1 pseudogene is annotated in these 279 nt (G+C 48.0%); it reads right to left on the bottom strand.

The window, feature by feature from the left end:
* Positions 1–279: pseudogene (glyA, locus tag J0A66_RS23225) on the bottom strand (serine hydroxymethyltransferase); the annotation flags it as partial.

Genomic DNA, 279 nt, shown 5'->3' with positions numbered 1-279 from the left:
ATACGCTCAATCACAGACTCATCGCCCATGTTGTCCAGCACATCACAAATCCAGCTAGCCACTTGCTTAGCCTGCTCTTCTTTAAAACCGCGACGCGTAATAGCAGGTGTGCCGATACGCAGGCCACTGGTAACAAAAGGAGAACGAGGATCATTAGGTACAGAGTTCTTGTTTACCGTGATGTTGGCACGACCAAGGGCAGCATCGGCATCTTTACCTGTGATGTCCTTGTCAATCAGATCCAACAGGAACAAATGGTTTTCAGTACCGTTAGAAACC

The organism is Bowmanella dokdonensis (genome assembly GCF_017254865.1).
GTDB classification, from domain to species: domain Bacteria; phylum Pseudomonadota; class Gammaproteobacteria; order Enterobacterales; family Alteromonadaceae; genus Bowmanella; species Bowmanella dokdonensis.
Note: the sequence above shows the minus strand (reverse complement) of the source record. Positions and strands in the feature narration are given on the sequence as shown.